The organism is Colwellia sp. MB3u-41 (assembly GCF_014076845.1).
In the GTDB taxonomy this organism is placed as follows: Bacteria; Pseudomonadota; Gammaproteobacteria; order Enterobacterales; family Alteromonadaceae; genus Colwellia_A.
In genome coordinates, this window is record NZ_JACGUT010000075.1 from 200,820 (window position 1) to 207,348 (window position 6,529).

General features: G+C 34.4%; 5 protein-coding genes. 2 read left to right on the forward strand and 3 right to left on the reverse strand.

Annotated elements, in window-relative coordinates; translation table 11 throughout:
* Positions 1 to 13 precede the first annotated feature (13 nt).
* Both H4J73_RS09030 and H4J73_RS09035 read right to left on the reverse strand, forming a co-directional pair.
* On the reverse strand, positions 14 to 970 hold the full coding sequence (locus tag H4J73_RS09030) for an alpha/beta fold hydrolase (protein ID WP_182180127.1): 957 nt from the start codon (positions 968 to 970) through the stop codon (positions 14 to 16).
* A gap of 187 nt (positions 971 to 1,157) precedes the next feature.
* Positions 1,158 to 1,826, reverse strand: coding sequence for a glutathione S-transferase family protein (locus H4J73_RS09035; protein WP_182180125.1), 669 nt, complete (start codon positions 1,824 to 1,826; stop codon positions 1,158 to 1,160).
* A 177-nt stretch (positions 1,827 to 2,003) separates the two neighbouring features.
* Here H4J73_RS09035 and H4J73_RS09040 point away from each other — a divergent pair, with 177 nt between their 5' ends.
* Complete coding sequence (locus tag H4J73_RS09040; protein WP_182180123.1) at positions 2,004 to 2,822, forward strand: AraC family transcriptional regulator; 819 nt, start codon at positions 2,004 to 2,006, stop codon at positions 2,820 to 2,822.
* 364 nt (positions 2,823 to 3,186) lie between these two features.
* Here the strand turns inward: H4J73_RS09040 and H4J73_RS09045 are convergent, their stop codons facing one another.
* On the reverse strand, positions 3,187 to 3,870 hold the full coding sequence (locus tag H4J73_RS09045; RefSeq protein ID WP_182180120.1) for a glucosaminidase domain-containing protein: 684 nt from the start codon (positions 3,868 to 3,870) through the stop codon (positions 3,187 to 3,189).
* Positions 3,871 to 4,657: 787 nt separating this feature from the next.
* Here H4J73_RS09045 and H4J73_RS20475 point away from each other — a divergent pair.
* Positions 4,658 to 4,882: a tyrosine/phenylalanine carboxypeptidase domain-containing protein gene (locus tag H4J73_RS20475; protein ID WP_310649618.1), complete on the forward strand. Its 225-nt coding sequence runs from the start codon at positions 4,658 to 4,660 to the stop codon at positions 4,880 to 4,882.
* The last annotated feature ends 1,647 nt before the right edge of the window (positions 4,883 to 6,529 follow it).

A 6,529-nucleotide genomic window follows, 5' to 3' on the forward strand; every position in this document is an offset into this window, starting at 1 on the left:
ATATTCACAAAGGTTATTTAATCTTATTTTCTTGTAAAAATTGTTTAACGACCAATACTGTCGCCTGAGGATCTTCTTCGTGGGGTACATGACCTAGTTCGTCAAAAATAACCAATTCACTTGTTGTGATTTCTTGTTTAAATTTCAATCCAACCTCAAGGGGGATTAATTTATCTTTTCTTCCCCAAATTAAAAGTGTGGGTATATTTATTGTTCTGATTTTTTCAGCTAAAGGCCCTGGTAGTGTTTGCTCAAAACGTTCGGTCAAAGCGCCACGATTACCTTCTCGAAGTGATAGTTCATAGTATCGTTCAACTAATTCATCAGTTACCAAATCAGGGTTCCCATAAACATTTTCAACACTTTGTTTAACCAATGACATAGGGAGTACATCTTTTAATAAGCCACTCATTAACGGGCTTTTTGAGAGTTTAAAGGCAAGTGGCACAGACTCAGATTTAAAAGGATACCCACTTGCATCGACTAAAATCAACTGGGATACCCTCTCAGGGTACAATACAGCAGCTGCCCAAGAAATATACCCACCTAAAGAATTACCCGCCAACACACCTTTTTTAACATCTAATTTATCTAATACGGCGATAACAACTTCAGCATAATGTTCAATTGTGTAATCGTTTTTAGGTTCTGGTCCCGTTAAACCAAATGCGGGTAAATCGAATCGAATAACTCTTCGTTGCTCTTTTAAGGCTTCAACCCAGCCGTCCCAAGTATGTAAAGAAGCACTCGTACCATGAATCAAAATAATAGGCTCTTCATCAGATTTGGGACCTTCGTCTCTTAAATGTATGTTCATACCGGCAATATTTAAAAACTGTGAAGGCTCCCCTGCCCACCGTGGCGTAAGCGCTGCCACAGATTTGTCATATGCTACATTTGAATAAAGATAAATAACGAGTAAAAACACAGCAATTAATAGTACATACACACTATTCTTTAAAATTTTCAAAACGTATTACACCTTATTATTTGTTATATCGAATGAGTGAATAAATTTATCATTATAAAAATCAAAATATTAAATCATAACTCACGTTTACCATCAGTAACATTTGATTTTCAAGCAGTCGACTATCAGAAAATTGTTAATATCAATAAACACTTTCGGTTTACTCGAAACGATTTAAGCACTGTGATTAAGCATAATCGTAAGTGCCTCCAGACTTTAAGGCCCTTTGATAAGAATCGCGTGCCTGAAATCGTTTTACATAAGCAATAATTTCAGGATAATTATTTTCACTGGTATTTCTTGAAACCCAAGCCTCTAAGGGGAAACTCATTTGAATATCGGCGCCTGATAGTTGGTGACCAGCAAACCACTCATTATTTTTTAAATGACTTTCGATGAAGTCTAAATTACCTTTAATATTTGGACCAACATAGCCAGTCATTATTTTTTTCATGATACCTTTGGCGATAGGTTTAATAAGAAATGGCATAGCGTGCTTGACTATTTTTTCAAAAATCAATTTTAATAATAGCTGTGGCATCAACGTTCCCTCAGAAAAATGCAGCCAATAAAGGTACTGACGATGAGCCTCACTTTGAGCCTCTGGAATAAAATCTTTCTGCCCATAGGTTTGAGCAAGATATTCGATAATCGCCCCTGACTCTGCAACTGTAATTTTACCATCGGTGATCACTGGAGATTTACCCAGAGGATGTATATTTTTTAGACTAGTAGGGGCAAGGTTTGTTTTGAGATCACGTTCATATCGTTTCACTTCATATGGAACGCCTAGCTCTTCCAATGCCCAAAGCACGCGTTGAGACCGAGAATTATTAAGGTGGTGTACAACAATCATATTTTTCTCCATTAAGATGAATAGTAAAGTGGGTACTACAGTTATTTATTGCTTGCGAAAAATTCGCTCTCCTAACTATCTAGAGCACAGTAGTGCTATATTTATGTTATTTTAGTAGCTTTATTAAATGGTGTCGCATACGATTGAATCACATAATTGTACTATCGGACTATTTTAATGCTTTGGACATCAAGTGTTATGCTACGTAGAGATATCGACCAACACCAACATAACCTACATGAGTTTATTGTCTGTTTAAAAGGGGCGGTAAATATTAGCCTCAATGGTGAAATGCATCATTTATCCGCGGGTGATTCTGTTTTTATCCCTGCTGAGTATTCACATTCAATTTGTATGGATCAAGAAATTGAAACAAAATTACTTTTTGCATGTATCGACCCTCTGTCATTTAATACTTTGTCAACTCATGCCAACAGCCTGTATTTAAAGACACTTTCCCAAGGGAGGTTTTTAACAAATAACGTTAACTTAAACACAATTCACTGCACTGAAGAAATGCAAAAAATAGCGACTGAAATCGCCACTTATCCTAACTCCAGTTCACCTTTACATGCGTGTTTGAAAGAAAATTTATACTTACGATTATTACTCATTCATATCAGTAGCGCCGGCTATGAGAAGAATGAAGACACCCACTCATCTGTGCGAATGACGAATGCCAAAAACTGGATAAATAACAACTACACAATGGATATCACCCTAGATAAGGTGGCAAATCACGTTAACATATCAAGAAGTCATTTCGCTCGCCAATTTCGACAACATACCGGATTCAGTGTCATTGAATATTTACTCAAAGTGCGTTGCGACGCCGGGGCTAAACTGCTTGCGAGCTCAAACACTGATATAACCGAAATTGCTTTCGCCTCTGGTTTTAGTAATTTGAGCCATTTTTATCGACATTTTAAGCGCCGCTTCGGTATAACCCCTGGCGCTTTTAGGCAGATGATTAGACATCAAGGGTTCACAGCTTAATGAGTGTTGCTTATCAACGTTATATTTATAACCCAATGAATATAAAATTCAATGATAATCTTAAGGTCGTGGACCTTGGTTTAGAAAAAAATGAATTGATATGCCAATGTTCTAAAAAAACTCCTGTTAAAAAGACAGGGAGTTCTCCGTATTTGAAATGTCGAACACTTGTTCATGAAGGGCGAAAAAGAAAAGATGTTTATCAAGAAGTAAGCGTTAGCTTGTAAGTTTAACTTGCCTAAAAACTGGGTTCACTTGAACCACAAACGACATTTATCGCCCTGACAAGCAATATATTATTAACTTATTTTATAAATTTTAAAAATATTATATGGCTTAGTAATGATAATAAAAGGGAAACCCACTATTCATCATAGCTATTAAAATCATTAAATTTAATAATTGATGTTAATTCTTCACCATATTCTGCACCCTTTTCAGAATAACGATCTAACCTTTTGACTAAAGAGAACGGGTTATCTGTTTTCAACCTTAATTGTCTGAACTTTTCAAATGCAGCACTGCGTCCAAGTGTTCTATAGTAATCTTTTACAGAGGCTTTAACCGAAGGATACTTTTTTAACCAAATTGTTTTATCACCCCGTTTTTTGAGTGCCGCTATTCTAGGTTCATCTTTATCAAATGACCAAACACCAAATATATTATTAGCTTCGTTAAAGAAGCGAGAGGTTGCCCAAGAACTTTCCATTGCGGCTTGTGCAATGGCAATACTCTTTGGATGCGGTTTAAGCGCCATTAATAGTTCGTTGTCACTCTCTGCTTTGTATTCTATTTTAAGCCTTTCTATCATATCGTTGTTACTCCCCGAAATAAGTGACTCTGAAACATCAAGGTATTGAACCGTAAGTTCATCATAGACTTCATTTACAGCTGGAATAATTAAATTTTTAAAGCGAGCTTTTTTCTCTTGTACCGTCATTTTGGGCAGAGCAACCTCTTTGGCTGAATAAAAGTAAATAGCGACAGAAAGTAAGAGTAGGGAAAAAAGTGCTAATAATATTTTAGATTGCAAAGCCGTTAATTTCATATAAAACCTTTCTATTGAATGTAAAGGGATAGTTAGCTACTAAAAGTATAGCATAGAGACTTTTCTGTTTTAAAAACAAAATGGCTCAGTGCATTAACATTTAAAATTGGTTATTAATTTTCATTCTAAAGTTACTTGTACATTAGCTTTTTTTTTAAAACATCTATAGATATTTTTTATTTGTCCATATTCACTCGTCTATACTTGTTATATTTTTTTATTTTATAGTTTTAATTAAAATATGGAGCTAAAAACACTTTTATTCATACTCTTTTTTCATTTTATTTGCTCTACTTTGCTTATAAAAAGATTACCGTCGCATTCGTTGACGCTCTTGCACCTTGGATAATCCTGAAACAAACAATGGTATAATCATCACCTGATAAAAAAATTATTATAAATTTACCCACCTCAATGAGTTGGTTTCATATTCCTTGATGTCCAGGCAAAGAGCAAAAACTGATTTAAGTGCGGAATATGCAGAAATGGCGAACTAAAACACTCTTTACGTTGAAAATCATAACCAATAATTGCAAGTTAAAATGTTATTATAGAGCGTTTTGATGTTATTCAGTTAGATTTGCAACTATTTAAACATTACCGTTCTAAAATTAAAAAAGAAGTTAATATAAAGACCTCAATGCTCGTTGATAAGTATCCACTGTTTGGACAAAGTCCTAATAATATTCTTTTTCATGATGAAAAAGTTAGAGAGGCCTTTAACAAAGGCCTAAAAAATTAAAAAGGAGCTGACTTCTTAGGGGTTTATAACTATTTCCTAGGTCGTATAGGAAACGAATCACAGGCTTATAAAAATAGCCAAAGCGTTTTCAGAGGTGGCCTATTAACCGGTGGTGCGCCATTCACTAAAGACGGTGTCTATTTATACGGGCTTATACGAGTACATAACTTCTTAAAAGCTGTTGCTGCCAATGGTAGAGCAGATTGCCTTAAATTATTATTTTGTGGGAAACTCCATATTGAAGACATCCCCGTATTGTATAAATTTTAAAAATGCGACTCTGCCAACTTGGTAAGTACTTACCCCTATGAGTTGAAGATGCTCGCTACCTATTGGCTTACTTAACTTGCTCTGATTTTTTGAATAAGACGGATATGCCTAATATTTACAAGCATAATGATGAGTTATTGCATGGTATCCCAAAAACATTTAATTAGTGCTAAAGCACCTGTCATTGAAAATTACTGCTATTTGATTTTAGTACAGTGGCAGTAAAAATTTTGCATATAATACGATTAACTAAGCGCCACTTTCTGTTTGAACTTGTAGAAGCTAAATAAAGATCAAAACAAAAATCTCGAGCAAGCCTACTTATTCCGTTGAGCAAAAAATGAGCTTTGTGAATTAAGATAGAAAAAAATGTGCTAATACCTTTTATTTAATAAAAAGTACCAAAACACTTCAAATAAAGTTAGAACCTGACTTAAACTGGCATAAGTGAACCTTAATAGTCATTCGATGACATATCATAAAATGACTGTGTTAACGTCTGATTTGTGCGCTTACGAGTTGAAAAAATTAATATATTCTTAGAATGAGGACGTGTCCATACTTCCTGAGTTGTTTGTAATTTAAATATCTATGGTTGCCTTAGTTCGCCTCATTCAATGAGTGACATAAGGTGTCACATCCAAACCAATACTAGCAATCCCCTTTTTAACAATTCTGGCATACCGCCTAGTCGTTAAATGAAAATCATCTTTTACTCTACCTCCGAATAAATAATCATTTGAACGAAGAGATTGAAATGAGATCCATTTTTGTAAAGCGAATCTCGTTTTTTGGGTTATTTAAAATTGAACAGGAATTCCTGTCTTTTGTTGAATTAACATTGCTCGTGATTGAATATTTCTCCCATGTGCAATATCCAACACTTTAAGTTTAATGACATCGTATGCTCTTTATTTACAATCTAGCGCCAAATTAAACCTTGTTCTAATAGACCAAACCTCTTCAAGCTTAAGGGAAAGCTTTTGACCTACTAATTTACCTTTATTCCAGCTAGGTTTTTGGGGTAAGTAATAATGTCATACATGATAGTTATCTTTTAGTTAAAGGAACTATAAATATGTGATATTTGAAATGTTCAAAATTGTGCGTAGTGTTGACGATAGCTTTTACTTTATTAACGGCAGCTCCAAGGCTTGATTCTAACTCTCAATTTTAGACCACTTCATGCCCTGAACAGCCATTGAATAAATTAACGAATGACCGTTTTATGGAATTATTGATATTTATTTAGTGACTAAACTGTATGTAATTGAATGGCAATACGAGATGTAAATGGGTGGCACAGCCATATGTTATTTTCCATATAGAGAGGTAGATGGTATAAGTTGATAATTTAACCTATGCGCAACTGTAAAATCTCGATAAACCTTTTCACATATTAACATTGTTAAGGATAAGCTTGATAACCAGAGACATCATTATGAGTATAATGCCCTGAATAACAATAAATCTATAGACATTTTAAACCTCTGAAAGCACCTATCTATGCAACCCTCAAGGTATGTCTATACCTATGTTGGTAGACCGTTTTTTTTGTCAAAAAGTCAATATGAATTCAGTCAATTTTACCTCTTTATATGCAAATTTTAGCTACTTAGCGTTACCTTTATTTTGTGAACATTGCCT

What these genes read in the sequence shown, in the direction of transcription:
- H4J73_RS09035 (WP_182180125.1), bottom strand. Translation starts at nt 1,826, where the DNA reads ATGATTGTTGTACACCACCTTAATAATTCTCGGTCTCAACGCGTGCTT.
- H4J73_RS09040 (WP_182180123.1), top strand. Translation starts at nt 2,004, where the DNA reads ATGCTTTGGACATCAAGTGTTATGCTACGTAGAGATATCGACCAACAC.
- H4J73_RS09045 (WP_182180120.1), bottom strand. Translation starts at nt 3,870, where the DNA reads ATGAAATTAACGGCTTTGCAATCTAAAATATTATTAGCACTTTTTTCC.